The 351-nt window shown below is 59.3% G+C and carries 1 protein-coding gene; it reads left to right on the top strand.

Translation table 11 applies throughout. The features are described 5' to 3' along the window. Positions 1-351: hypothetical protein (locus tag IE243_RS23290; RefSeq protein WP_210319953.1), on the top strand; the 351-nt coding region annotated here is incomplete at both ends.

Genomic DNA, 351 nt, shown 5'->3' with positions numbered 1-351 from the left:
CAGTCGATCTTCCTACATCAGCAATCAACGCAGAAGGTGGGAGCAGGACAGCGGTTACACATCAACCATCCCCGGCCAGATGCTCGACCGCCTCGACGTATATTCGATCGACAAAGCCTCACCGGAATTTTTCGACGCCGTCCTCGCTCTCTGTATGGAGGACATTGCCAGAGAAGCGGCGACATCGACGTGGCACCTCCCCAGCCTCGATGACGCCGTTCTGGACGCCCTCCCTCTACTCCCTATGCCAAGAGAAGCGATGCGCAGCTACAGCGCGACAACACCCGTCTCAACACAGTTCGCCCGTCCGGGTACGACCTCAACCCGGCTGCCTTTGCCAAACGGTCCACC

The organism is Camelimonas fluminis (assembly GCF_014656355.1).
GTDB lineage: Bacteria > Pseudomonadota > Alphaproteobacteria > Rhizobiales > Beijerinckiaceae > Camelimonas > Camelimonas fluminis.
Note: the sequence above shows the minus strand (reverse complement) of the source record. Positions and strands in the feature narration are given on the sequence as shown.